A 24,795-nucleotide genomic window follows, 5' to 3' on the forward strand; every position below is an offset into this window, starting at 1 on the left:
ATCTGGCGGTTCTGCATCGACCAGCCCACCACTCGGCGGGAGTAAAGGTCGATCACCACCGCCAGATAGGCAAAGCCCTCCTGCGTCCTGATGTAGGTGATGTCGGTCACCCATGTCTTGTCGGGTGCCGCGACATCGAACTGGCGGGCCAGCGTATTGTCGACCACCCTGGATGGCTTGCCACCATAGCTGCCCGGCCTGCGCTTGTAGCCGATCCTCGCTTTAATACCCGCCAGACTGGCGAGACGCGCCACGCGGTTCGGGCAGCAAGTCTCGCCCTGATCGAGCAGGTCGTCATGCAGCTTGCGATAGCCATAGACCTTGCCGCTGTCTTCCCATGCCTGCCGGAGCAGCTCGGTCTGCCGAGCATCTTCCTTCGCCCGTCTGCTCAACGGGTTCTTCAACCAGGCGTAGAAGCCGCTGGGCTGGATGCGCAGACACCGGCACATCGCGCGCACCGGGAACAGCGTGCGATGCTCGGCAACGAACGCGTATCTCACTTTGCATCCCTGGCGGAACGAAGTGGCCAAAGGTCAAATACGCGGTGGCTTTTTTTAGGATGTCGCGCTCCTCGGTCACCCGGTAGCCGCGCTCGGTGATCTGGGCCACCGCATCACGCTTGAACTCGTCGCTGAAATTAGCTTTCCCCATCGTCGCCTCCTGTCCTCAAATTTAGGAAAGAAGGCGTCCACAAATCTAGGGGCTATTCAACTGGAGAGCGACGGCGCAATAACCCACCCCGCTCACAACGCATGTCGGAAGACAAAATTCAGCGCGAGACTCTCGCTCCGACCAGCCTCGCGCCGCTACATGTAATATCCGTACAAATTTCCCAAAAAGCCGACAGTCCGCAATCGGCCCAGTTTCTGTCACCATCGCTACGACAGTGATCCCGGAAAGCTTAGTACGGCGACACCTACCGATGACCTGAAAGCAACCGATAACAAGGGAGCCGGCGTCGGATCGCTTAATCGCGCTGCGGTTTCTTGGCATCCCATCGTTCAAAATGCGGCTTCAATACTTCGGGCAGCTCTTTGCAGAATTCTTCATCCAATGGGTAATGCCGCATGGCAACCCAGACTGCATCAAGCACGGCATTTCCTTGCTTGCGATCCTTGGGCTTCTTTTGCGGATCGCGCTCACGCTTTTCTGCCATCCACAGTTTCTGCAAGGCGAACCATCGCGGATCGGGAACAACCATGCGCGCAGCTTCGCCGTCGCGTACACCAACGACGCGGTCGACCGGTCGTCCATTCAACAGCCATTCCTGTTCGGGTAGCGGTATGGGCCGAGGTCGGTCCTGCAAGACTTGTCCGCTAATGCGGCTAGGGGCCGAAAGAATTTCCACCTCGTATGCCTTGGCGTTGCGTGCCTGGAAAGGCCGCTCGGTGTTCACCGAGTAGGTCAAGTCGGCTTCTTTAAGCACTTTCCATAAGGTTGGTCGGTCCTCATCAGCCTCGATTCCGGTCAACGCCATGTCAAAATCCAGTGTTGTGTCGGGCGCATCTCGAATGAATCCATTTGCCTCCAAGGCATATGCAATCAGAGCGTTGGTGCCGACTACCATGGCCTGATGTCCAAGAAAACGAAGGCGGTCAGCTTCGCGCAGGATCTTGCCCGCCTCCGCCGGGAGCATTGGGAGACGCAGCGCGCGGTACAGGCTCGCTTGTTCCTTGAGCGCGTCCTTGCTTCCTGAAAGACGTTCCTTGAGCTCTGCCTTCTCAGCCTTGTAAACGTCGAATTCAGCCTGCTTTTCCTGATCGAGCGGGCCCTTGCTCTTCATCGATCCGCGCCGATCTGTAACCTCATAAAGATATTCTCGACCAGAAACCTCCTTAATGCGCATGTTGTAGGGCATCTCATTCAGCGCACGCAGGGCCTCCATCCAGACCTGGTAGGTCTGCTCGAGATTGACGATCACCCTTGCCTGTTCGTCGGAAAACGGTTTGAAGTTCATGTATTACCCTGCAATCTGCGATTTCACGAAAATGCAGGGTAAAGACCGGAAATGCAAGATTTACGCAGCATCTCCTCAATTCATACGAATTGCAGGGTAAGTTGCCTAGACCGCTCCCCAAACTTCCCCAAGCGTGGCAATCGCTCAAGAGACAGGAAAGAGGCGTTCCTCACGGGAATGACGATGCGGGCCTCCTAATTCGGATTTTCAGAAGGCCCATAGAAAGGCCCGCAAGAATTTCAAGCCAGAATGATCCGGGACTATCGATGATTCGAACGCTGGAGACCGATAGGCATTGAAAGAGAAGGGAAAAGACAAGCCGAGACAAGAATTTGGAGAACCAATGTGAGTCCTCAAAGTATCCCATTTTTCTATGTATTTCAATGCTTTAAGCTAATGGTGCCCAGAAGAGGCATCACATTCGAAATAATTTTTTACGTCTTATCAGATAGCTAGGAATTCGGTCGTCTCCAAAAAGCCCTCAAAAGGCCCTCAAAAGCCGTCTAATGCATTGGTTCGATGCCTTTTTCGGGACTCCAAATTCAATTTCTCCCTATGCGAGTTGGGCGACATCAATGTCAGCTTTACGCCCGTATTGTGTTGAAAAAGTCGGCCCCGCCGCGCCGGAGGTTAATTTCGGGCAACAAAAATTCAGAGGGAGCTTGCCGCTTGAATCATTGTTACACTACGAGGCGTGCCAAAGTTCTAGTGTTACCGACCAAAACGGGTGGCAGAGTTTTTCAACACAATACGCCCGGATTCTGGACGTAGCCCGCGCATAGCAAGGTGCCCGAAAGCGGACCGCTTGCTTTTCTGCTCTGGCAGGCTGAGTCAATTGTGAGTGTTGGATGGAACGTTGGTCCGTAGCTTGGATCTGCTGGATTAGCCTTCGCCGGCTAAGCTTTCCAATACCGGGCACCGATCATCACTGGTAGTGCCACACTGCCTGATCAATTTTGTCAGAGCAGTTTCCATGCGCGCGAGGTCCGCCAGCTTGGCGCGGACGTTCCCGAGATGCTGTTCCGCGATTGATTGCACTTGATCGCAATGCACATCGGGCCCCGGTGTGAGGTCGAGCAGCGCCCGCACCTCTTCAAGGGAGAAGCCGAGTTCGCGCGCACGCCGAACGAAACGCAGCCGCTCGATGTCCCGAGGACCGTAGTCGCGGTAAGCGCCCCTTCGTGGAGGCGGGTCGATGACTCCTATCCGCTCATAATATCGGATTGTCTCGATTTTGCATCCGGTCTGTTTCGATACATCACCGATTTTCACACGAAACCCCTTGAGTCTGTAGTTGCTACAGACTGTAAATAATTGCGGGAATCGGGTTTTGGAAAGGGACGACTGGTGCGCAGCTTCAGCACATGGTGGAACGGATTAGCGGCGGGCAGCGGTGTCTTTGCTGCCTTCGGAGCAGCTGCTTGCTGTGCACTCCCATTGACGCTTACGTCAGTTGGTGTGGGTTCCGCGTGGCTTGGCAGCATCTCGCCTGTCGTAGCCCCCTATCGCCTCCCCCTGCTGACCCTCGCGTCGGCTCTTCTCCTCGCTGCGACCCTCCGTTTGCTCTGGCAGTTTAGGCAGGCACAAACATGCCCGGCGGACAGTGCATGCGGATCACCGACCTATCGAGCGCTGACCGCCATAGGGATTGCCATCGGTGCTGCGCTGCTGACAGGTGCCTTCCTCTATGGCTGATCCGATCCTGATCTCGCGCTTGCGCTGCCCCGAATGCGGTCATGAAGAAGACATGGAAATGCCGACCAACGCCTGCATGTTCTTCTACACTTGCACGGGCTGCGGCGTGCGTCTCAAGCCGCTCCACGGCGATTGCTGCGTGTTCTGCTCCTACGGCACAGTTCGCTGTCCTCCGATACAGGAAGGGGACTGCTGCAATGGCTGAGGCTTTCGATTTCATTGCGATCGGATCGGGAACGGCTGCGCAGGTCGCGGTCCACCAGATGGCCGACGCCGGGAAGCGTTGCGCGGTTATCGATTACAGGCCCTACGGTGGCACATGCGCGCTCCGAGGGTGCGATCCGAAAAAGATGATGGTGAGTGGAGAGGAAGCGCTCGCTGCACACAGGCGATTGAAGGGGAAGGGTATCGAAGGTTCTGTTTCGATTGACTGGGGTGACCTCCAGGCATTCAAGCGCAGCTTCACCGACCCCGTCCCTGAAAAGCAGGAAGCTCGCTACGAGCGAAAGGGCGTCGCGACCTTCCACGGCACGGCTCGCTTCGCTGGCCCCGGCCGGATCGTGATAGGCGAGACGGAACTGTGTTTTTCCCACGCTCTTATCGCGACGGGGGCGGAGCCTCGATCACTTGGCATCGAAGGCGAGCCGTTGCTGACCCACAGCGATGCATTCCTAGAACTCGAAACCCTTCCAGATCGGATCGTATTCGTCGGCGGTGGATACATAGCTGCGGAATTTGCCCACCTCGCGGCGCGGGCAGGTGCAAAGGTGACCATCATCCAACGAGGCCGCATTCTGAAAGCCTTCGACCCTGACACGGTCGATTGGCTCATGCCGAGTTTCGACGATCTCGGCATTGAAATCGTGGACGCCGAGGTGAACAGCGTAGCGAAGAGAGGCGGCGTTCTGACCGTCCATGCTGGCGACCGCAGGATCGAAGGGGACTTGGTGGTGCACGCTGCCGGAAGAGTCCCTGCGATCGGTTCGCTCGATCTGGGGGCGGGAGACGTCGCCTGTGACGAGGGTCGCTTGGTGCTTACCGCTCAACTACGAAGCCAAAGCAACCCCAAAGTCTTCGCGGCGGGTGACGCTGCTGCAAATGGTCCGCCACTGACTCCGGTCTCCAGTCATGATGCCAAAGTGGTTCTTGAGAACATACTCGAAGATAGCGGCCGAGCTCCGAACTATTGTGGGGTTCCTAGTGCACTTTTCACGGAGCCGCCGGCGGCGCGGGTCGGAATGCTGGAAAGCGAGGCGCACGAGGCAGGTTTGGATTTCACGGTGAATGCTGGATCGCACCCAGGTTGGTTTTCGGCAAGGCGGCTGAACGAAGAGATCTACGGCCACAAGGTGCTGGTCGAAACTGGAACAGGACGCATCCTTGGGGCTCACCTGGTCGGCCCTGACGCTGACGAACTGATCAATATCTTCGGCTTAGCCATCCGACATGGGCTTAATGCGGACGATATTAAATCGACTATGTTTGCTTACCCTACAGCTGCCTCCGACGCCGGATCTATGTTGGGTTGAGCAGCACCCGATCGCCGGAGTTCTCTCCATTCCAACCCAACGACTGCTTTCACACAGCGGTGTAATGCGACCAATATCCGCTCACGGGTCGCAAGCCGAATGTCCGCTATCTGCGCCTTGTCGACCAGGACCGGACTGACCACTAGCGGCCCCATCGCAGCCCAACTTAGAAGTCGGCAGAGATGCTGGCTTTGATTGTGCGCGGGGTTCCTTGCAGCAGTGCGGCAGAAAAGACGTCGAACGCGCTGGCCCAGTACTTTTCGTTCGTGATATTATCGGCCGAAAGGCGGAGCGTGACCGGCGTGTCGTCCGCCGCGAAGACGTAGCGCGCACCGAGATCGATACGCGTCCAGCTATCGAGTTCGAGCGTGTTGGCGGCATCGACCCACTGCGGACCCGTGTGCACTGCACGCGCTGTGATCGTCGCGCCAGGCACAAAGCCCAAGTCCCACTCCAAGTCTGCATTGGCGGTGTATTCGGAAACGCCAGGTACCTCGTTGCCGCTGACGAGCTTCGCATCGGTCAGAGCTGCGCCGCCGATCAGCCTCAGGCTGGGTGTCAGATCGCCGTTGACCGTGAACTCGATGCCTTGGTGCGTCTGATCCCCGAGGTATCCGAAGCTGCCGTCGGCAAGCACACCCTCTCCCGGTCGCTCAAGGCGGTAGGCGCCGAGACCGACGAAGACATCGCCCAGTGCCAGCTTGCCTCCAACCTCGTACTGCAGCGACTTGCGGGGCGCGAGCACCTCTCCCGGATTGCTGACGAGCGCCGGATCGAGGGGCGCTGTCGGACCTTGCTGGAGCGCCTCGATCCGGTTGCCATATAGCGACAGGCCATCGAAGGGCTTGAGGACCACGCCGATTACGGGCGTGACTGCGCTTTCATCGTATTCGGTCGCCAGGTCGCCGCCGAAATAGCTGTAGCTCTTCACATTGATGGATTGCAGGCGCAGGCCCGCCGTGACCTGCAAACGGTCTTCGATCATCCCGATCGTGTCCGATGCGAAAGCACTCCAGAGCCGCGTCCGCGAAATCGGGAAGGGATCCTCAAGGTCGCCGCCGACGAGGGCCGAAGACGGCAGTTCGACCTGCGGGGCGTCGTAGATATTGGTGGCGTAGCCGGCAAAACCAGGCCCGTAACGGAAATCATAGGCGTTGCGGTTCACCTGCCAGCTGGCATTGCCGCCGAAATTGAACTCGTGGGTGATCGCTTCGCCCAACTTCACGCGGATGCCAGCTTCGACCGCTTCGTTATTGTCGGTCCGCGGGACGAACAGCGCCGTGCCGCTGGCAGCACCGCTACCGGCATCGAGAACGGTAATGCCGCCGTAAATGCCTTCCTCGCGCCCGTCGCGCGCACCGGCCCTGAAGTATGCCAATGCATTGTCGGCAAGATCGTATTCCACGGCCAGCGCGCCGAAAACATCGCGCAGTTCGGTGTAGGTGAAATCCTGCGCATAGTTCGCATCGCCATCGGGAACGGCGGGGATCGTTGCGCTTCCGACGGTGACCTTCGGCCGCAAGGCGTCGATCCGGACATTCTGGAACGCCAGGTCGAGAGCTGCCCGTAGCGGGCCACTGTCATAATCGATCGCACCGCCCACGACCTGAGTGCGGCGATCTTCACGGTCGATCGACGTTTCGCCGTCACGATAGGCTGCATTCAGGCGAACGCCCCATTCGCCGTTCTGGCCAAAGCGGCGAGCGACATCGAAGCTGCCGCCGAAGTGGGCATTCTCGCTGGCTGAAACGGTTACGCGATTGAGGTCGGTGTCTCCGGCCCTCTTGAGCTGCAGATTGACGCTTCCGCCAAGTCCCGATCCGCCCGGTGCTGCACCGTTCAGGAAGGCGCTGGCGCCGTTGAGGACCTGGACGCTTTCAAACAGTTTTGGAGGGCGGTGCGCTTCTGCTCGTCGATATCCGTACAAGTGCCGATCCAGCGCTGTATCTCACCCTGCTCGTTGAGGATCGGCAGCGCACGACCGATCATCCAGCGATAATCACCGCTGTGATGCCTCAGGCGATATTCAACCTCGTACGGTTCGCCGGTAGCGAGGCTGTGGTTCCATTTATTCCATGCATCGGCCTGGTCATCCTCATGAAACATCCCGGCCCATCCTTCGCCGTCGGTTGATCCGACAGGGACACCCGAGAATTCATACCAGCGCGCATTGTAATAATCGTGGGAGCCGTCGGGAAGAGTCGACCAAACCATCTGCGGCATGGTGTCGGCGAGCGCATGGAAAGCAGCTCCGGCGGATTGCAGCGCATGCTCTGTAGCCAAGGGCAAGACATCCGGCGCCGAGGAGGATTCGCGGCTGCCAAGCTGGAAATTCGTGATGACTTTTGCATTCATGGCCAGCTTGTGACCTTCCCGGGATGAACAGAATCGGACCGATAGGATACCTGTCGTATCTTGTTGATTTTCAAACGCTGACGCTCATCGCACAGGTAGGATTGAGAGTAAATGCAGCGGATATCGCGAGAAGTGAGGTCCTACTTTTCGCAATACCAGATTCTCGGTCTGACTGACGGGAAGGAATTACTAGGTCCGAAATTCACCTCGGTCTCGGAGTCGAAAGCTCCATTCAGGTTTCGCCCTTCCGTAATACCGATTATCAGCCTCGCATGCACCACGCCGACTCTAAACCGCTCGCCCATGATCACAACTTTCTGAGCGCTTCGCACGACGCGCATGAGCAGCGCACGCGCTATGTTGTCGCGTTGACCGCCGCGATGATGGTGATCGAAATTGTTGCGGGGCTGTGGACTGGATCGATGGCGCTTCTCGCCGATGGTATCCACATGGCGACCCATGCAGGTGCCTTGGGCGTCGCGGCCTTCGCCTACTGGTTTGCCAAGCGCCATGCGAACAACCCGCGTTTCACATTCGGTACCGGCAAGGTGGGCGACCTCGCCGGCTTCGCGAGCGCGCTTGTCCTCGCCATCTTCGCAATCGGGATCGCGGTTGAATCGGCTCAAAGGTTCGTCAGTCCGCTCACGATTGCCTATACCGAGGCGATCTGGATCGCCGTGCTCGGCCTCGTGGTGAACCTCGCGAGTGCCTGGCTGCTTGGTGCCGATCATCACCATGGGCATGATCACGACCATCATCATCACCACGACCATGCGCATGCCGATAACAATCTGCGCTCCGCCTATTTCCACGTGCTTGCCGATGCCCTGACCTCGGCCCTGGCTATCGTGGCCCTTCTCGCCGGCATGTACCTCGGCTGGGCATGGATGGACGCGGCAATGGGGCTGGTGGGTGCTTTCGTGATCGGGCGCTGGTCATGGTCACTGCTGCGCGATACCGCTGCCGTGCTTGTCGACGCCGAAGCGGCCTCTGAACGGTACACAGAGGTGCGCGAGGCGCTCGAGGACCGGGACGCCGCGATCGGCGATCTGCACATCTGGCGGATCGGTCCTGGCAAGTATGCAGTCATCGCCTCGCTCATCGCCGATGATCCGCTCGCGCCCGACAATTATGCCAGCCGACTTTCAGAGCATGCAGAATATGTGCACGTCACGATCGAAGTTCATCGCTGCGAGCATCCGCATCCCGAGCTTCGCGCGGCCTGATCGCGCCGTTCTAAAAGACCGAAACAGTATTCGAGGACTGTTATACTATAACAAAAGACTTATACTTCATCGTGTTACGGAGCTTGCAATCTTGATCCGGTTTGCTAGGAGCCGTCGGAATCCATGACCACAAGCTATCGTCGCCTTGTCCTGCATCCTTTCGTCGTCCTGCTCATGCTGGTCGCGATGGTGTTCGTGACGGCGGCGGATGCTGCTGCTTGCGGCGCCGAAGTGGCGCCCGGAAGCACGCCCGTTCTGGTTTCGCTCGACAGCGCGTCCGCGTCATCCGCAGCTACTGACGAAGTTCCGGGCGATCCGGATGCGCCGACCGAGCAACACGGCGTGTGTGGGCACGGCCATTGTCATCATGGGGCGAGCTTTGCCAGCACCGTGCAGAAGAATTCGGTTCCTCACTTGGTTGTGGTTCCCGATGCGCCTCCCGCCGAAGCGCTCGCTTTCGACATTGCCGACCGACTGAAGCGCCCCCCTCGCGCCTGACGACCGTCACCGCGCTACATGCCGCAGCGCAGTTCGGATCGTCAGCAGAGGAATATTCGAAAAATGTCAGCCATTCATTGGCGAGGGGTCCTCCTTGGAGGGCTGTTCCTCGCCGCTCAAGCCACGACCGTGGCGGCGCAGGAGCGTGAGCTTCTGACGCTCGAAGCTGCGCTCGCTCGTGCGGGCATCGTCGACAGCGCAGATGAGCCCCCAGAAAATCCGCGCCTGATCGGACCGCGGGCCGAAGCCGACGCGGCGCGGGCCCTAGTCGACCAGGCGCGGCTGCGGCCCAACCCAGAAATTGCTTTCGAAGCCGAAAACATTGCCGGGAGCGGCGCGTTTTCGGGATTGCAGGCCACCGAGTATACTTTGTCCCTGAGCCAGCGGCTCGAATTGGGCGGCAAACGGGGAGCGCGCGTCCGCGCCGCCCAGGCGGAAGCGCGCGTCGCGACCCTTTCAGGAGCGCTCTCGGTTGCTCAGCTCGGGCGATCGGTGCGCGAACGCTATGTCGAAGCCGTCGCTGCGGCAGCCCGATTGGAACTCGCGCGGGACATAGTCGAGCGCAATCGCGAGCTTGCCAGGATCGCAGGCGTACTGGTCGATGTTGGGCGGGAGCCTCCTCTGCGATCGCTTCGTGCCGAAGCGGCACTTGCGGAGGCGCTCGCGGAGCTTGAAGCGGCCCTGGCTGCCGACAGTGCGGCGAGGACTGCGCTCGCCGCGCTTTGGGGCGAGGCAACACCTGCTACGGACGTGCCTTCGGTGTTCCCCGAGATCGAACCTCCGGCGACGCTGCTCGCCTCGCCTTCGGCCTTACGTCTTCAGGTCGCCCGTGCCGAACGCGAGGCTGCAGATGCCGCGATCGCCCGGGAACGCTCTTTAGGCATTCCGGATCCGGCGATATCCGCCGGAGTCCGACGGTTCGAGGAAAGTCGAGACCAGGCGTTTCTCGTGGGGGTTTCGATCCCGCTTCCATTGCGTAATCGCAACCAGGGAAACATCGCTGCTGCCGAGGCGCGGCTTCGCGCCGCGACGGCACGGGAGGCGATTGCCCGCACCGATTTCGAACTCGAAGTCACGCAGGCTCGCGGACAATTTCTGGCAGCCGAAGCGCGGGTCGAGACCCTCGCGGAGACGTCCTTGCCCCAAGCCGAGGAAGCCTTGCGCCTCGTTCGGATTGGCTACCGCAACGGCAGATTTCCGCTGATCGAAGTTCTGGCTGCGGCCGAAGCGCGCGACACCATCCGTGAAGCATTGATTCAAGCCCAGGAAGATCGTGGTCGCCTGGCGGCGACACTGATCTGGCTCGGTGCACAATGAGGTATTTTCCGATGAACCGTAAACGTCTGGCCGTTGCGATCGGCCTTTCGATTCTCTTTGTAGTCGCGGCGCTCATGCTGTGGCCCGATAACGAAGCTGACCAAATCGCCGAGGAGACGAGTGAGGAGGTCGAGCTTCCCGAAGGCCTTGTCCTGCTTGGCGCCGAACAAATTGAAGCGTCCCAGATAGTGGTCGAAATCGTCGGCCAGGGATCGGCGGTCGAGCTGGTCTTCCCGGCCACCGTCGCGGCAAGCCCGACGGCAAGTGCCCGCATCGATGCCCGCGCGGCGGGCGTGGTCCGCAGTGTCGGCAAAACGCTGGGCGATTACGTGAGGCAGGGCGAGACGATTGCCCGCATCGAGAGCGCCGACGCGGCTGCTCTCGCAGCGCAGTTGAGCGCAGCGCGCGCGAGGGTCAACGAACTGTCCGCTGCCTACGATCGGGAGCGCCGCCTGTTCGAGGCCAATGTCACCGCACGGCAGGATCTCGAGGCCGCGCGAGCAAATCTGCAGGTCGCCCAGTCGGAACTTGCGCGCGCCCAGGCGGCAGTCTCCGCGGCGGGCGTTAGCGGCGACGGGCGCTCCCTTGCGGTCACGAGCCCGCTCGCAGGCCGAGTGACCTCGGCGCCTATCGTTCTCGGCTCCTTCGTCGATGCCGGGGAAGAACTCTATCAGGTCGTGAATCCGAGCGGCATGCAGGTCGAGGTTGCCCTCCCGTCGGCTGAAGCAAGCCGCATCGAGCCTGGCGACGAGGCGACGCTGGAAATCGCGGACAACCGGGAAGTGGGTGCGCGCGTGCGGTCTGTCACTCCCTCGCTCGATCCCGAAAGCCGCAGCGCTACGGCGGTCCTGTCGCTGGCAAGACCGATCCCCGGTCTGCAACCCGGGGCCTTCCTGCAGGCACGTATCCGCCCCTCGGGTGAGGTCGATACAGGCCGCATGTCGGTGCCGGAAAGTGCCGTCCAGACAATCGATGGCGCAGAAGTGGTCTTCGTTCGCACGCGCCGCGGGTTTCAAGCCCGTCCGGTGGTCACCGGTGCGCGTTCGGGAGGACGCGTGGTCATCGAGTCCGGTCTCGAAGCGCAGTGGCGGATCGCCACCGCCAATGCCTTTTTGCTGAAGGCTGAACTCGAGAAGGAGGAGGCCGAGCATGGACACTGATCACATGCAGGACGCGGATCGCTCCCACCGCCATGGCCTGATCGGCGGGATCCTCGACGTCGCCGTGCGCTTTCGCTGGGCGATGGTCGTACTGACGCTCGGTGTGGCAATCTATGGCGTGGTGAATTTGCTGCGCCTGCCCATCGATGCCGTGCCCGATATCACCAATGTACAGGTGCAGATCAACACCGAGGCACCAGCCCTGTCGCCTTCGCAAGTCGAAACGCAGGTCACCTATCCCGTTGAAACCGGGCTTGCCGGTATCGAGGGTCTGGAGATGACCCGCTCAATATCGCGCAACGGGTTCAGCCAGGTGACCGCGATTTTCGAGGAAGGGACCGACATCTATTTTGCGCGTCAGCAGGTCAACGAACGGCTGACGCCCATAAGTGCCTCCCTACCCGAGGGTGCCGAACCGGTGATGGGACCCATCTCGACCGGCTTGGGCGAAGTGCTCATGTATACCATCGAGTACGAGTTTCCTGACGGCAAGGAAGCACCGCTGGGCGGAGCGGTCGGTTGGCAGTCCGACGGGAGCTTTGTGACCGAACGTGGCGACCGGCTCGACAGCGATGTTGCCAAGGCTGCCTATCTGCGAACCATCCAGGACTGGGTGGTTGCCCCCCTCATGCGGTCGGTCGACGGTGTGGCGGGTGTCGACTCGATCGGCGGCTTCGAAAAGCAATACCTTGTCCAACCCGATCCCGCGCGATTGACCGGGTACGGTTTATCGTTCGACGAAGTGATCGATGCGCTGGAAGCGGCCAATCTCGCCGAAGGGGCCAATTTCGTCGAGCGGGCAGGCGAAGCCCTCCTCGCCCGAGTTGATGCGCGCCTCGGCAGTGTCGAGGATATCGAGCAGGCGGTCGTTTCTACACGCGAAGGAGTCCCCATTCGCGTAGGAGACGTCGCCACGGTCAGCATCGGTGGCGACCTGCGAACGGGCGCGGCGTCGCTGAACGGCGATGAAGCGGTCGTGGGCACCGTGCTCATGCGCGCGGGCGAGAACAGCCGCACCGTGTCGGCCCAGGCGGCCGAACGGCTCGAGGAAGTTCGCAGCTCCCTGCCGGAAGGAATTGTCGCGGAGATCGTCTACAACCGGTCTTCGCTGGTCGATGCGACGATCGCGACCGTCGAGAAGAATCTCGTTGAAGGCGCGCTTCTGGTGATCGCGATCCTGTTCTTGCTGCTGGGCAACATCCGGGCAGCGATCATCGCGGCGCTGGTCATTCCCTTTTCCATGCTGATGGCATCGATCGGAATGAACCGGCTCGGCGTGTCGGGCAATCTCATGAGCCTGGGTGCGCTGGACTTCGGCCTGATCGTCGATGGTGCCGTCATCATCGTCGAGAACAGTGTCGCGAGGCTCGCGGCCCGGCAGGAACACGAAGGCCGGCTTCTCACACTGGGCGAAAGGTTGACGGAAACGCGGCTTGCCGCGCAGGAAATGATCAAGCCGACTGTGTACGGGCAGGCGATCATACTTCTCGTCTTCGCACCGCTTCTGACCTTTACCGGGGTCGAAGGCAAAACCTTCTCGCCCATGGCGATCACGGTCATGCTCGCGCTCGCCTCGGCGTTCGTGTTGTCGCTGACCTTCGTCCCGGCAATGATCGCCATCCTGCTCAACAAGAAGCTGACGGAAAAGGAGGTCAAGCCGATCCGGATCGCCAAGGAGCGATACGGACCGCTGGTCCGCAGGGCGATCACCCGCCCTTGGCCGGTCATCGGCATGGGCGTCGGCATCTTCGCCTTTGCGGCCTTCGTGTTCAGCTTCCTCGGGAGCGAGTTCACACCGCAATTGGACGAGCGCGACATCGCCGTGCAATCGCTGCGTATTCCTTCGACATCGCTCGAACGTTCGCTCGCGATGCAAAGGCGGGTCGAGGACCGGCTCGAGCAGTTTGAGCAGGTCGAGCTCGTCTTTTCGCGGACGGGCACGGCGGAAGTGGCCAGTGACCCGATGCCGCCGAACGCTTCCGATGCGTACGTGATCCTCAAACCCCGTGAGGAATGGCCCGATCCCGACCTCGCCAAGGACGAGTTGGTCGCGCAAATGGAGAGCGCCCTCAGCAGTCTCGTCGGCAACCTTTACGAGTTCAGCCAACCGATCGAATTGCGGTTCAACGAATTGATCGCAGGCGTTCGCGGAGATGTTGCCGTCAAGATCTACGGAGACGATCTCAGCGCCATGACCTCGGCGGCGAACGAGGTTGCGGGCGTGCTGCGCAATGTCGACGGCGCCGCGGACGTCAAGGTCCAGCAAGTGACCGGGTTCCCCACCCTCGATATTGCCTTCGATCGGCCAGCGATTGCCCGTTACGGGCTGAAGGTCGAAGACGTTGCGCAATCGGTGGCGATCGCACTGGGCGGTCGGCCTGCGGGCCTCGTTTTCGAAGGCGATCGCCGCTTCGATGTGGTTGTGCGGTTGTCGGACGCGACCCGCGACGATTTCGACCAGCTCGGTGCTTTGCCGGTGCTTCTCCCGAACGGGGCAACCATACCGCTACGCTCGGTTGCCGAGTTCCGTGTGGTGGATGGTCTCGCGGAGGTACGCCGGGAACAGGGACGCAGACTGGTCATCGTCTCCTCCAATGTGCGGGAGCGCGATCTCGGGTCTTTCGTCGAAGAGGCGCAGGAAAGGGTTGCGGCGCAAGTCGAACTGCCCGCTGCCGCGTTTATCGAGTGGGGCGGTCAATACCAGAACCTCCAAGCTGCCCAGGAAAGACTTCAGATCGTCATTCCCATCGCGTTCGCGGTCATTCTCCTGTTGCTCTACATGGCGGTCGGGGGCTGGGTGCCGGCATTCGCCGTGTTCAGCGCGATCCCGCTGGCCCTGGCAGGCGGAATATTCTCCTTGGCCCTGCGCGGGATGCCATTCTCGGTTTCTGCGGCGGTAGGCTTTATCGCCCTGTCGGGCGTAGCGACCTTGAACGGGCTCGTGATGGTGACTGCGATCCGTCAGCGGCTCGACAAGGGCATGGCGCTCGATGACGCCATCGTGGCCGGTGGCCTGGCGCGCCTGAGGCCGGTTCTCATGACCGCGCTCGTTGCATCGCTCGGCTTCGTGCCGATGGCGATTGCGACGGGGACCGGCGCGGAAGTGCAGCGTCCTTTGGCGACAGTGGTCATCGGAGGGTTGATCACCGCTACCGCTCTGACCCTCTTCGTCTTGCCCGCAATTTTGAAGCTGGTTTTCAGTACCAGAGAAGATGACCGGACCTGGCGACAGCGCTGGTGGGACCGGCTGCGGCGCAACGTGACAAGCGATGAGCAGCGCGAGCTGAAGGACATCGCATGACCGATCGGGAAAGGAAAAAACGGTGCTGGCACTGAAGGAAGAGAACGGACTGCTCTGGATACGCGCCGGAGGCAGGCTGGGGGATGAAGCCTATGACCGCTTTATTCCCCAATTCGAACATATCGCAGAGCGCGAGGCCGGTACCGTCCCGATGGTGATCGAGCTCGCGCCTGACTTTTCGGGTTGGAACTTCGGAGGTCTCTGGCGCGATCTCAAGTTCGACATCCGGCATAAGGATTGTTTCGGCCGGATCGCCATGATCGGCGACAGCAAATGGGAAGAGCGGGGCTGGAAATTGTCATCCTCACTCTTCCGCGCCGAAATGAAGTTTTTCCGGCCATCACAGCGTAGTCATGCGGAAAGCTGGGTACAAACCGGGGAGGACGCAGCATGAGTGGCGGACATGAGGTCGATGCCGGGTCGCCCGAAAAGCGCAAGACCCTGTGGGTTGTCCTGTGGCTTAACGTCGCCATCGCGATCGGCTTCTTCGCGGTCGGATATTTTGCCGATTCCAACGCGCTGTTGGCAAACGGCCTCGATAATTCATCGGATGCAATCGTTTATGCGCTCAGCCTGCTTGCGCTAACCCGCTCGCGGACTTGGAAACGCGGGGCCGCGCGTTTCTCCGGCATCATGCTGCTGGTCTTCTCCGCTGGGGTCATTTTCGATGCTTACCGACGGTTCGTGGAAGGTTCCGATCCGGGCGGCATGCTGATGATGGCGATGGCGTTCGTCGCGGGACTGGTGAATCTCTATTGCCTGCGCCTGTTGCAGAAGGTGGAGAACAAGGACGTCAATATGCGGGCGGCGACAACCTTCAGCTTCAACGACTTCATCTCCAATGGCGGGATCATCATCGCCGGCATCGTTGTGCTGATTACCGGTGCCAACTGGCCCGACCTAGTGGTCGGAATAGCGGTCGCCTGCATAGCGCTTTACGGCGGAGTGCAGATCCTGCGCGATACGCATATGGATGTGCACGACGAGGCGGGAACCGTCCACGGCGAGAAGAGGAATTGACGCTAATCGATACCTTGTTTGCCGCGCAGGACCTTTCGCGGGTCCTTGTCCTGGCGATGCTATCAGGCATCGGGGTCATGATTGACGGCAAATTGGCAAAAGGCAGTTGGAGCTTCCTGCATCCGCTCCTGCCGGGCGGCGTTTCGGGTGCTTTTGCCGCCCTTGCCGTCTTGCTAACTCTTCCGCTGGGACAATCTCCTCTCACCCGCTGGACACTCACTGGTTTGATGCTGGCGGGCGGCCTGCTGCTTCTGATTTTCAACGAGCTTGGTCGATACGCAAAACTCAGACCGGATGATGACGGACCTGAGCGATGCTCCGATAGGCCAACCCTGGTACGTCGCATCTCGGTGTCGATGGCGTCCGATATCCTGCCTTACAGCGTTATCTTGGGTGCTGCCGCTGCTGCATCCGCGACGACAGCAATGGCGGTGTCTGCAGCGCTTGTTTTTGCGAACCTGGAAATAGGACGCCAGGCGATCGATGAATACCGATCCGCCCAAGTGAGCAGGATGGACCAGCTTGCGCTACTTGTCCTCTTTTCCCTGTTTTTCATCGGGATCGCTCTCTTGACCTTTTGGGCGCTGCACGGATTCACCGACAACGGGCGAGGTTGGCTAGCGGCTATTATCCCGGGCTTTCTTATAGTTGCATCGGCGCGCGCGCTGCTTCGCATGGGAACCGGATCGGTCGCCGCCAATCATATTACGCTCCTGGCATTCGTCGGAGGGTTCGCGCTGCTCGGCCTCGCGATCTCGGCGCTTGGAGAACTGTCGCGCGAACTCGATGTCTCGAACAGCACGTTCCAGCATTCCCCCGCGCAGTCCGTTACGACGACCAAGAGAACAGAAAAAGGAGGCAGGTAGTGGCACAATCGGGCGGTCATGCCGGGCACAGTCACGGCGAAGAAAGCATGAGCGACGGCCGCCTTGTATTGGCCGTCGCCCTCAACGTCCTGCTGACTGTCGCCCAGATCATCGGGGGGATATTGTCGGGTTCGCTCGCACTGATCGCCGATGCGCTGCACAATTTCAGCGACGCGGCATCGCTTGGACTGGCTCTGTTTGCGAGGCGGATCGGGCGCCGGCCAGCCGACAAGCTTATGACCTTCGGCTATGCTCGTGCGGAAGTCGTCGCGGCGCTCATCAATCTGACGACTTTGCTTATCATCGGTTTCTATCTGCTCGTCGAGGCGATCAACCGTTTCGCAGACCCTCAACCCGTTGAGGGGTGGACCGTAATCTGGGTCGCCGGGATAGCGCTGGTGATCGACGTGGTTACGGCGGTGATGGTTTACGCCAGCTCGAAGAACTCCCTCAACATGAAAGCCGCCTTTCTGCACAATGTGTCCGATGCGCTGGCTTCGGTCGGTGTGATCGTGGCTGGCGTACTCATTCTGCGATACGAACTTTATATTGCCGATCTGATCATCACTGTGGTCATTGCTGCCTATGTGATCTGGCAGGGCGTCACTTTGTTGCCTCGCACGGTGCGGCTCTTGATGGGTGCGGTGCCGGGCGAAAGCGAGTTCGATCGCATTGTGAGCGACCTGCGTGACACAGAAGGCGTGGCCGACGTCCATCACGTCCATGTCTGGAGCATCAGTGAGCATTATCGCGCGCTTGAGGCGCATATCGTTCCTGCCGAATCTTCGCTGCAGGCTTTCGAGGATGTGAAGGCGCGGGCTCGCGGTATGCTCGAGACGCAGCACGCCATCGCCCATGCAACGTTCGAAGCCTGTCTCGCTGCGGAGTGTGATCCGGACATGATCCCGGACCATCAGGTCGAGAAGAACCATCACCACGACCATGACCACGACCATTGACAAGCGCGGCGATCGGGTCGGTCGCTGTGGGCAAGCAGCTTGGCAGCGCACGGCATAAACCGCCCTGCAACTCGTAAAATGAGGACCAACGAATGAAAGCATCCGATCTCATGGTCGCCGCACTCGAAGCCGAGGGCGTCGAATATGTTTTCGCCGTTCCAGGCGAAGAAAACCTGGATCTTCTGGAATCGCTGCGAACTTCCGCCATCACGCTGGTTCTGGCCCGTCACGAACAGGGCGCTGGCTTCATGGCGACGACCTATGGCCGCCTGACCGGCAAGGCAGGTGTGTGCCTGGCGACTCTCGGGCCTGGGGCGACGAACCTGACCACACCGGCGGCCTATGCCGCGCTCGGGGCCTTTCCGCTTGTCATCATTACCGGACAGAAGCCGATAAAGACATCGAAACAGGCCCAGTTCCAGATCGTCGATGTCGTTTCCCTGTTCACTCCGCTCTGCAAGGCTTCGACCCAGATTGTGAACGGCAACCGCATCCCCTCTCTCGTTCGCGAAGGTTTCCGCCTGGCGCAGGAAGAAAGACCCGGAGCCGTCCTCCTGGAACTGCCCGAAGATATCGCTGAAGAGGAAACGATCGAACCGGTCATACCGCCGCATGACAGGCGTTATGCGGTCGCCGGAGATGCTGCGCTCGACGAAGCGGCCGAGCGCATCATCGCGGCTGAGCGGCCATTGCTCCTGATCGGTGCCGGAGCGAACCGCCGCCGCGCTTCGAAAGCGTTGCGCAAATTCGTGTCTGATACCGGCTTTCCCTTCTTCGACACCCAGATGGGCAAGGGCGTGGTCGATGAAGATAGCGAGCTCTATCTGGGCACCGCGGCGCTATCGTCGGGCGATTATGTTCACTGCGCAATCGAAAAGGCCGATCTGATCGTCAATATCGGTCACGACGTGGTGGAGAAGCCGCCCTTCTTCATGGAGCCGGGCGGGCAGACCGTCATCCATATCAATTACAAGGCAGCCGAAGTCGATCAGGTCTACTTCCCGCAGCTCGAGGTCATCGGCGACATCGCCGGATCGGTCGAGCGGCTGGGAAACCGCCTGGATGGCAAGCTGCAGTGCGACCGCAGCTATTATACCGCCCTGCATCACGAGATTGCATCGCACATCTCCGAGACCAGCGACGACGAACGTTTTCCAATGGTCCCCCAGCGCGTGGTTGCCGACGTACGCAGCGTAATGGCGCGCGATGATATCGTTGCGCTCGACAACGGCATCTACAAGATCTGGTTCGCCAGAAACTACATCGCCCACGAGCCTGGCACCATCCTGCTCGACAATGCATTGGCGACGATGGGTGCTGGCCTTCCATCCGCCATGATGGCTGCGATGCTGGCGCCGGGGCGCAGAGTGCTCGCGGTATGCGGCGATGGCGGGTTCATGATGAACTCGCAGGAACTGGAAACGGCCGTCAGGCTTGGACTGAACCTTGTCGTTCTCGTTCTGAATGATGCAGCATACGGGATGATCCGCTGGAAGCAGGACCAGCTTGGCTTTCCGGACTACGGCCTGACCTTTTCCAATCCCGACTTTGTCACCTACGCACAAAGCTATGGAGCGACCGGCCACCGTGTCGAGCGAAGTGCGGATCTGGTTTCGGTCCTGAACGCCGCATTCGAGGCTGGCGGCGTGCACCTTGTCGATCTGCCCGTCGACTATTCCGAAAACAAGAAGGTGCTGATTGATGAACTCGGCGCAAAGGTGTGTGAGCTATGAAAACGATCGTTCACAATCCTTTCGACCGCTCGCCGATTGCAGAAGTACCGCTTGTTGGCTGGGCTCAAATCGATGAATGGCTGAATGAAGCGCAGTTGCTCCACCGCGACCGCCATGGCTGGCTTGCCGTGCACGAGCGTGTCGCCATCCTCCGGCGGGCTGCGGATATCATGCGCGAACGAGCCGAGGATCTGGCTCTCCAGATCGTCAGGGAGGGCGGCAAACCCCTGGTCGATGCGCGCGTGGAAGCCGGTCGCGCGATCAACAGCGTCGACTTGTGCGTTCAGGCGCTCAGCGATGGCGGCGGTCACGAGATCCCCATGGACCTGACAGAAGCGGGTGCGGGAAGGACGGCATATACCTTCCGCGAGCCGATCGGTCCTGTCGTGGCGATCTCGGCATTCAATCACCCGCTCAACCTAATCGTCCATCAGGTTGGACCGGCGGTAGCAGCCGGGTGCCCCGTTCTCATCAAGCCTGCGCTGGAAACGCCTCTTTCATGCCAGAGCTTCGTGGGCATTCTCCATGAAGCCGGCCTGCCCGGGGCCTGGTGCCGGTTCGCTCCGTGCAGCAACAATGTCGCCGAAAGAATGGTAACCGATCCGCGCACGGCGTTCTTCTCATTCATCGGTTCTGCGAAAATCGGCTGGATGCTTCGCTCGAAGCTGGCGCCGGGAACCCGCATTGCTCTCGAGCACGGCGGTGCGGCGCCGGTAATCGTGGACAGCGGCGTGGAGCGCGCAGCAGTGATCGCCTCGTTGCTAAAAGGCGGGTTCTATCATTCGGGTCAGGTCTGCGTTTCCGTGCAGCGCGTATTCGTCCCTGCTGCAGAATTGAAAGACTTCGCCAATGACCTAGGGCGAGCTGCCGAAAAGCTGGTCGTGGGCGATCCCGCCGATGCTGAGACCCAATGCGGACCCCTGATCCGAACGGAGGAAGTTGACCGCGTCGAACGCTGGGTCGATGAAGCCATCGCAGCAGGAGGCACCCTGGTGTGCGGGGGAAGCCGTCTGAGTGACACTCTTTTCTCCCCGACCGTCATTGTTGATCCTCCGGAAAGCGCCAAGGTATCCCAGGAAGAAATCTTCGGCCCCGTGATCTGCGTGTATGGCTATGACGATATCGACCTGGCTATCGAGCAGGCCAATGCCCTGCCTTACGCCTTTCAGGCCGCTGTATTCAGCGATCGGCTGTCAATCGCCAATCATTGCATCAGGTCTCTGACGGGATCGGCGGTGATGGTGAACGACCATACGGCATTCCGCGTCGACTGGATGCCTTTTGCAGGGCTGCGCCGCTCCGGGCTTGGCGTCGGCGGGATCGCCTACACGATGGAGGATATGAGCATTGAAAAAATGGCCGTCTGGAACTGGCCGACAGCAGCATCATAACCCGTTCGACAGACCCGGGATGGCGACACGGGCAGCTTCGCACTCGTCGGCCTTCCCGAAGTTAAGTCTCTTAGGGGCGGCGGACAAAAGCCGTGCATCGGCGAGCCTGACCGAACTGGCGCACGAGGCGCGGGCATCAAGGCTCGGTGGTACCGGCAAGTGCATCGATGATGCGACAATCGCCTACCGTGTCTTGCTCGCAGGCAGCGATCATGCGCCCAAGCTCCGTCCGCAACGCCTCCAGGCTGGCGATCTTGCGCTCGACTTCGCCGAGATGGCTTCTGGCCAGAGCGTCAATGCCCGCGCAGGACCGGTCGGCATCATCGGAGAGATCGAGCAATTCCCTGATGCGTGCCATCGAGAAGCCGAGATCACGCGCGCGCCGTATGAAGTTAAGGCGCGCTTCCTCTGCAGGTCCATAGTCGCGATAATTGGCCTTCGTGCGCGGAGGGGCAGCGAGGATACCTTCGCGCTCGTAGAAGCGGATTGTTTCGGATTTGACGCCGGTTATCCGGGCAAGTTGACCAATTCTCATGACAAAGGCTCCTGCGGCTTGACCTTGTAGTTACTACAAGGTGCATAGGGCGGATCGACGCAAGGAGTCGAGTAAATGGGAAAGACCTGCTGCGGTCCCGATGAGGGCGGTGCAAACAACAACGATCCGACATGGCGGCGCATTCTGTGGATCGCGCTGGGCCTTAATGCAATCATGTTCGGTGTGGAGATCGTGGCAGGCATTGCTGCGGATTCGCGCGCCTTGCAGGCCGACGCGCTCGACTTTCTCGGTGATGCGGCAAACTATGCTATCAGTCTCGGCGTAGCGGGCATGGCGCTCGTCTGGCGCGCGCGTGCGGCTCTCGTAAAGGCGGCGACCATGCTGGCTTTCGGCCTGTGGGTGCTCGGCTCGGCCATCTGGGGTTTTTTTGTCGGGGCGTCGCCCGACCCGGGAACGATGGGCGCCATCGGTTCTCTTGCTTTGGCGGTAAATCTCGCCGTCGCCGCGATGCTGTTCCGGTATCGCTCGGGCGATGCGAACATGCGCTCGGTGTGGATCTGTTCGCGCAACGACGCGATCGGTAATATCGCCGTGCTGGCGGCAGCGATTGGCGTTTTCGGCACCGGCCGTGCGTGGCCCGATCTGGTTGTGGCGAGCATCATGGCAGGACTGGCGGTGTGGGGAAGTGCCGAAGTCTTCAAACAGGCACGTGGCGAACTGCGCTCTACCTAAACTCCAGAATATGCCCGCGATTGCGGATTGAGGGAAATACGTTTCCGTCTAGACTCTGCTATTGCGAATTAATTGCAACAGATATAGAGACCCCTCATGCATCGCATCGTCTCCGCCACCGTCCATCCGGCACTGCGGCTCATTCTGCTGGCGCTTGCGCTGTGTCTGTCCGTCACCGCGAACGCGGAAGAACCCGATGTGCGAACCACCTGGCGTCTGCTCGATTATATCGCGGTCGACTACGCCTCCGCGGTTTCCGAGGGACGTGTTGCCGACGAATTCGAATATCGCGAAATGGTGGAGTTTTCCGATGTCGTGGCGCGGCAGGTCGCTGCATTTCCGGACACTAAAGACAATCAAGCACTCATCCGCCGATCGGACCAGCTGCGAGCTCTGATCGCCAACAAGGAACCTGCCGAGCAAGTTGGGCGCTTCGCGCGCGCGCTGGCAGCCTCGTTGCTGACAGCCTACCCGGTTCCGCTCGCCCCTTCGCAGGCGCCCGACCTTGTCCGCGCCCGCACTCTCTTCGCGCAGAACTGCGCCTCGTGTCACGGCGCCGCCGGAAGTGCGCCACCGGCCGCAATGCAGGCGCTCGATCCCCCGCCGATAGACTTTACCGATATCGACCGGGCACGGCAGCGCAGTGCGTTCGGGCTTTACCAGGTCATCACGCAGGGGCTTGAAGGAACGTCCATGGCCAGCTTCGCATCGCTGTCCGACGAGGATCGCTGGGCGCTTGCATTCTATGCCGGCAGCATTGCTTTTGAAGATGTGGCCAAAGGCGAGCGTATCTGGCGGGAAGATGATGGCATACGCCAGCTTGTCCCCGATCTCGAGACGCTCGCCGCGCTCACACCGGAAAGTCTGGCCGAGGAGATCGGAGAGGACCGTGCGCTCGCCGTCATGGCCTATCTTCGCGCCAATCCCAATGCGGTGGGACAGGCAAATGACACAGGTTCGCTCGCTTTCGTTCGCGATACGCTCGATCGCAGCCTGTCAGCCTATCGGGCTGGCGACCGTGAAGAAGCGCGGCAGCTTGCCCTTTCTGCCTATCTCGACGGGTTCGAACCCCTGGAGGCCCTCCTTGCAACGCGCGATGGCGGTTTGATGCGCGAGGTAGAACAGGCGCTCGGGCAATTTCGGGCCGGAATAGAGTCCGGTGCGGATCCATCCGAACTACAGCAACTAAGGGCTCGCATCGATAGTCTGCTGGCCAGAGCCGAGGGAGCGTTGGCTCCTGAGGCGGCCAGCGAAATCTCGACCTTTCTCGGGGCGTTCACCATCCTGCTGCGCGAGGGGATCGAAGCACTTCTGGTTGTGATCGCCATGATCGCCTTTGTGAAAAAGTCGCAGCGCTCCGAGGTATTGCCCTATATCCATGGTGGCTGGATCGCTGCTCTTTTCGCAGGTGTCGCCACCTGGGTCGTAGCAACCTACTTCGTAAGCATCAGCGGGGCGAGCCGCGAGATGACCGAAGGGATCGGCGCGCTGCTTGCGGCTGTCATTCTCGTATCGGTCGGGATCTGGATGCACGGCAAATCCCAGGCCGAGGAGTGGCGGCGCTATATCCAGGAAAAAATGGGCAAGGCGCTTTCGCGCGGATCGGCATGGTTTCTCTTCGGGCTCGCCTTTGTCGTGGTCTACCGCGAAGCTTTCGAGACTATCCTGTTCTACGCTGCCCTGTGGAACCCGCAGAGCAGCGGCATCATACTGTTAGGTGCCTTGTCGGCAGTAGCGCTGCTGGCGCTCATTGCTTGGGCCATGCTGCGCTACAGCCGCAAACTGCCGATCACCCAGTTCTTCCGCTACAGTGCTATCCTGATTGCGATCCTTGCGGTCATTCTCGCGGGCAAGGGCGTGGGCGCTTTCCAGGAGGCCGGAGTTCTTTCCGCCACTTTCATCGCCGGCTTGCCGCGCCTCGCCGAACTCGGCTTCTTCCCGACGGTCGAGACGATCGGCGCGCAATTGCTCACGCTGCTGGCCCTGATTGCCGGATTTCGGGTAAGTCGATCACCATCGGGACCGCAGCCGGCAGCTGTCGAGGGATAGGAGATCCCGGTTTGCGATCAGCGGGGTCCGGTGCCGAGACGGCGCGCGAGCCACAAGGTGGCGGTGGGAACCGCGACCCACATCACGATCGGTACCAGGCCGATTTTGGTCCCGGGCACAAGCGGCATGATTGCACTATAGGACCACCCCCAGTCGGCACCGACAGCCAGCACTTCGACCATGGCAGTAATGGCCAGGCCGATTCCCAGGAACACGACCAAACGCGAGATCGGCCAGTCTACGAGCCACGGCGTTTTACCACTGCCGACAGAGGCGCCGAGATAAGCGGCCACCATGATCCCGGCATCGCCGAACGAGGCCAGGCCGCAGCGACGTGCTGCCTCGGCAGGCGACAGATCTCCCGACTGGTAGAAAGGAAGCTGAAGCATCTCCCAGGCGAATGCGATAAGAATTCCGAATATCGCGATCCAGAGCGCTGGATGAGCACCGCGCCATTCGCGCGATTTCTCAGAGATTTGGTTTTGATCCTGCATCGTCTAATCCGTCACTC

Annotated in this window: 21 protein-coding genes and 2 pseudogenes; 16 read left to right on the forward strand and 7 right to left on the reverse strand. The window is 60.3% G+C overall.

Annotated features, from left to right (window positions below; genetic code table 11):
* From A9D15_RS02545 to A9D15_RS02555, 3 genes and pseudogenes are all read right to left on the reverse strand, one after another.
* Positions 1-651: pseudogene (locus tag A9D15_RS02545) on the reverse strand (IS3 family transposase); the annotation flags it as partial.
* A 316-nt stretch (positions 652-967) separates the two neighbouring features.
* On the reverse strand, positions 968-1,957 hold the full coding sequence (locus A9D15_RS02550; protein ID WP_066761518.1) for a GSU2403 family nucleotidyltransferase fold protein: 990 nt from the start codon (positions 1,955-1,957) through the stop codon (positions 968-970).
* Positions 1,958-2,839: 882 nt separating this feature from the next.
* Complete coding sequence (locus tag A9D15_RS02555; RefSeq protein WP_046903606.1) at positions 2,840-3,229, reverse strand: MerR family transcriptional regulator; 390 nt, start codon at positions 3,227-3,229, stop codon at positions 2,840-2,842.
* Between the two features lie 75 nt (positions 3,230-3,304).
* Here A9D15_RS02555 and A9D15_RS16110 point away from each other — a divergent pair, with 75 nt between their 5' ends.
* From A9D15_RS16110 to A9D15_RS02565, 3 genes are read left to right on the forward strand one after another with little or no spacing between them, the layout of a single operon-like run.
* Positions 3,305-3,652, forward strand: a complete 348-nt coding sequence (locus A9D15_RS16110; protein ID WP_082347936.1) for a mercuric transporter MerT family protein — start codon at positions 3,305-3,307, stop codon at positions 3,650-3,652.
* Complete coding sequence (locus A9D15_RS02560) at positions 3,645-3,857, forward strand: GDCCVxC domain-containing (seleno)protein (protein WP_053833516.1); 213 nt, start codon at positions 3,645-3,647, stop codon at positions 3,855-3,857. Before A9D15_RS16110 ends, A9D15_RS02560 begins: the two co-directional genes overlap by 8 nt.
* The gene (locus A9D15_RS02565) at positions 3,850-5,181 is read left to right on the forward strand and encodes a dihydrolipoyl dehydrogenase family protein (RefSeq protein ID WP_046903607.1); all 1,332 of its coding nucleotides are present in this window, start codon (positions 3,850-3,852) and stop codon (positions 5,179-5,181) included. The genes A9D15_RS02560 and A9D15_RS02565 overlap by 8 nt, the downstream gene beginning before the upstream one ends.
* 166 nt (positions 5,182-5,347) lie before the next feature.
* Here the strand turns inward: A9D15_RS02565 and A9D15_RS02570 are convergent, their stop codons facing one another.
* Together A9D15_RS02570 and A9D15_RS16115 are read right to left on the reverse strand one after the other, a co-directional pair.
* Complete coding sequence (locus A9D15_RS02570; protein WP_229660415.1) at positions 5,348-7,108, reverse strand: TonB-dependent receptor; 1,761 nt, start codon at positions 7,106-7,108, stop codon at positions 5,348-5,350.
* A pseudogene (locus A9D15_RS16115) lies at positions 7,084-7,425 on the reverse strand (PAS domain-containing protein); the annotation flags it as partial. The gene A9D15_RS02570 and the pseudogene A9D15_RS16115, both read right to left, overlap by 25 nt.
* 383 nt (positions 7,426-7,808) lie before the next feature.
* On the opposite strand from A9D15_RS16115, the gene dmeF reads away from it, so the two are divergent.
* The 11 genes from dmeF (at position 7,809) to A9D15_RS02625 (ending at position 21,007) form a co-directional block, all read left to right on the forward strand.
* A complete protein-coding gene (dmeF, locus tag A9D15_RS02575; RefSeq protein WP_066761523.1) occupies positions 7,809-8,762 on the forward strand; it encodes a CDF family Co(II)/Ni(II) efflux transporter DmeF in 954 nt (317 codons plus the stop codon).
* A gap of 123 nt (positions 8,763-8,885) precedes the next feature.
* On the forward strand, positions 8,886-9,260 hold the full coding sequence (locus tag A9D15_RS02580) for a hypothetical protein (RefSeq protein ID WP_066761525.1): 375 nt from the start codon (positions 8,886-8,888) through the stop codon (positions 9,258-9,260).
* A gap of 18 nt (positions 9,261-9,278) precedes the next feature.
* Positions 9,279-10,577 carry a TolC family protein gene (locus A9D15_RS02585; RefSeq protein WP_229660414.1) on the forward strand — a complete coding sequence of 433 codons (1,299 nt, stop codon included), beginning with the start codon at positions 9,279-9,281 and terminating at the stop codon, positions 10,575-10,577.
* Between the two features lie 11 nt (positions 10,578-10,588).
* On the forward strand, positions 10,589-11,737 hold the full coding sequence (locus A9D15_RS02590) for an efflux RND transporter periplasmic adaptor subunit (RefSeq protein WP_066761529.1): 1,149 nt from the start codon (positions 10,589-10,591) through the stop codon (positions 11,735-11,737).
* A 37-nt stretch (positions 11,738-11,774) separates the two neighbouring features.
* A complete protein-coding gene (locus A9D15_RS02595; protein ID WP_141521514.1) occupies positions 11,775-15,038 on the forward strand; it encodes an efflux RND transporter permease subunit in 3,264 nt (1,087 codons plus the stop codon).
* Between the two features lie 22 nt (positions 15,039-15,060).
* Positions 15,061-15,432 carry a SpoIIAA family protein gene (locus A9D15_RS02600; RefSeq protein WP_066761531.1) on the forward strand — a complete coding sequence of 124 codons (372 nt, stop codon included), beginning with the start codon at positions 15,061-15,063 and terminating at the stop codon, positions 15,430-15,432.
* A complete protein-coding gene (locus A9D15_RS02605; RefSeq protein WP_054522854.1) occupies positions 15,429-16,058 on the forward strand; it encodes a cation efflux transmembrane domain-containing protein in 630 nt (209 codons plus the stop codon). Before A9D15_RS02600 ends, A9D15_RS02605 begins: the two co-directional genes overlap by 4 nt.
* The gene (locus A9D15_RS02610) at positions 16,055-16,924 is read left to right on the forward strand and encodes a hypothetical protein (RefSeq protein WP_141521486.1); all 870 of its coding nucleotides are present in this window, start codon (positions 16,055-16,057) and stop codon (positions 16,922-16,924) included. Before A9D15_RS02605 ends, A9D15_RS02610 begins: the two co-directional genes overlap by 4 nt.
* The gene (locus A9D15_RS02615) at positions 16,924-17,883 is read left to right on the forward strand and encodes a cation diffusion facilitator family transporter (RefSeq protein WP_066761535.1); all 960 of its coding nucleotides are present in this window, start codon (positions 16,924-16,926) and stop codon (positions 17,881-17,883) included. Before A9D15_RS02610 ends, A9D15_RS02615 begins: the two co-directional genes overlap by 1 nt.
* Positions 17,884-17,975: 92 nt before the next feature.
* Entirely contained in the window at positions 17,976-19,616 is a 1,641-nt protein-coding gene (locus tag A9D15_RS02620) for an acetolactate synthase large subunit (protein WP_066761537.1), read from the forward strand.
* Positions 19,613-21,007, forward strand: a complete 1,395-nt coding sequence (locus A9D15_RS02625; RefSeq protein ID WP_066761539.1) for an aldehyde dehydrogenase family protein — start codon at positions 19,613-19,615, stop codon at positions 21,005-21,007. Before A9D15_RS02620 ends, A9D15_RS02625 begins: the two co-directional genes overlap by 4 nt.
* Positions 21,008-21,143: 136 nt before the next feature.
* Here the strand turns inward: A9D15_RS02625 and A9D15_RS02630 are convergent, their stop codons facing one another.
* Positions 21,144-21,542, reverse strand: a complete 399-nt coding sequence (locus A9D15_RS02630; protein WP_008603824.1) for a MerR family transcriptional regulator — start codon at positions 21,540-21,542, stop codon at positions 21,144-21,146.
* Between the two features lie 75 nt (positions 21,543-21,617).
* Between A9D15_RS02630 and A9D15_RS02635 the strand changes: the two genes are divergently transcribed.
* Together A9D15_RS02635 and A9D15_RS02640 are read left to right on the forward strand one after the other, a co-directional pair.
* Entirely contained in the window at positions 21,618-22,235 is a 618-nt protein-coding gene (locus A9D15_RS02635; protein ID WP_008603825.1) for a cation efflux transmembrane domain-containing protein, read from the forward strand.
* A 96-nt stretch (positions 22,236-22,331) separates the two neighbouring features.
* Positions 22,332-24,284, forward strand: coding sequence for a cytochrome c/FTR1 family iron permease (locus A9D15_RS02640; protein WP_066761544.1), 1,953 nt, complete (start codon positions 22,332-22,334; stop codon positions 24,282-24,284).
* Positions 24,285-24,301: 17 nt separating this feature from the next.
* Here the strand turns inward: A9D15_RS02640 and A9D15_RS02645 are convergent, their stop codons facing one another.
* Positions 24,302-24,778 carry a hypothetical protein gene (locus A9D15_RS02645; protein ID WP_067696355.1) on the reverse strand — a complete coding sequence of 159 codons (477 nt, stop codon included), beginning with the start codon at positions 24,776-24,778 and terminating at the stop codon, positions 24,302-24,304.
* Between the last annotated feature and the right edge of the window lie 17 nt (positions 24,779-24,795).

This window comes from Croceicoccus pelagius, assembly GCF_001661915.1.
Lineage (GTDB): Bacteria > Pseudomonadota > Alphaproteobacteria > Sphingomonadales > Sphingomonadaceae > Croceicoccus > Croceicoccus pelagius.

What these genes read in the sequence shown, in the direction of transcription:
- A9D15_RS02620 (WP_066761537.1), top strand. Translation starts at nt 17,976, where the DNA reads ATGAAAGCATCCGATCTCATGGTCGCCGCACTCGAAGCCGAGGGCGTC.
- A9D15_RS02625 (WP_066761539.1), top strand. Translation starts at nt 19,613, where the DNA reads ATGAAAACGATCGTTCACAATCCTTTCGACCGCTCGCCGATTGCAGAA.
- A9D15_RS02585 (WP_229660414.1), top strand. Translation starts at nt 9,279, where the DNA reads ATGCCGCAGCGCAGTTCGGATCGTCAGCAGAGGAATATTCGAAAAATG.
- dmeF (WP_066761523.1), top strand. Translation starts at nt 7,809, where the DNA reads ATGCACCACGCCGACTCTAAACCGCTCGCCCATGATCACAACTTTCTG.
- A9D15_RS02605 (WP_054522854.1), top strand. Translation starts at nt 15,429, where the DNA reads ATGAGTGGCGGACATGAGGTCGATGCCGGGTCGCCCGAAAAGCGCAAG.
- A9D15_RS02640 (WP_066761544.1), top strand. Translation starts at nt 22,332, where the DNA reads ATGCATCGCATCGTCTCCGCCACCGTCCATCCGGCACTGCGGCTCATT.
- A9D15_RS02550 (WP_066761518.1), bottom strand. Translation starts at nt 1,957, where the DNA reads ATGAACTTCAAACCGTTTTCCGACGAACAGGCAAGGGTGATCGTCAAT.
- A9D15_RS02630 (WP_008603824.1), bottom strand. Translation starts at nt 21,542, where the DNA reads ATGAGAATTGGTCAACTTGCCCGGATAACCGGCGTCAAATCCGAAACA.
- A9D15_RS02590 (WP_066761529.1), top strand. Translation starts at nt 10,589, where the DNA reads ATGAACCGTAAACGTCTGGCCGTTGCGATCGGCCTTTCGATTCTCTTT.
- A9D15_RS02580 (WP_066761525.1), top strand. Translation starts at nt 8,886, where the DNA reads ATGACCACAAGCTATCGTCGCCTTGTCCTGCATCCTTTCGTCGTCCTG.
- A9D15_RS02565 (WP_046903607.1), top strand. Translation starts at nt 3,850, where the DNA reads ATGGCTGAGGCTTTCGATTTCATTGCGATCGGATCGGGAACGGCTGCG.
- A9D15_RS02560 (WP_053833516.1), top strand. Translation starts at nt 3,645, where the DNA reads ATGGCTGATCCGATCCTGATCTCGCGCTTGCGCTGCCCCGAATGCGGT.
- A9D15_RS02635 (WP_008603825.1), top strand. Translation starts at nt 21,618, where the DNA reads ATGGGAAAGACCTGCTGCGGTCCCGATGAGGGCGGTGCAAACAACAAC.
- A9D15_RS02645 (WP_067696355.1), bottom strand. Translation starts at nt 24,778, where the DNA reads ATGCAGGATCAAAACCAAATCTCTGAGAAATCGCGCGAATGGCGCGGT.